Here is a 208-nt window from a genome sequence, read left to right as displayed (position 1 = left end):
CCAGCCAGCGCGCAACCTGCGCACCCAGCGCACCCGTACCACCCGTCACCAGCACCGTGCCGCCCGGCTTCCACGCCTGCACGGCCTCACCACGCGCAGCCCGCACCAGACGACGCGCGAACACACCCGAAGCACGTACCGCGACCTGGTCCTGACCAGCGGCGGCAGCGAGCACAGCAGCCAGCCGGCCGAGCACACGCTCGTCCAC

1 protein-coding gene is annotated in these 208 nt (G+C 73.1%); it reads left to right on the top strand.

The features are described from left to right. A partial coding sequence (locus UK12_RS45485; RefSeq protein ID WP_045307473.1) for a hypothetical protein occupies positions 1-208 on the top strand: 208 nt, incomplete at both ends.

Source organism: Saccharothrix sp. ST-888, from assembly GCF_000955975.1.
Taxonomy (GTDB): domain Bacteria; phylum Actinomycetota; class Actinomycetes; order Streptomycetales; family Streptomycetaceae; genus Kitasatospora.
This window is presented reverse-complemented; position numbering and strand designations above follow the sequence as displayed.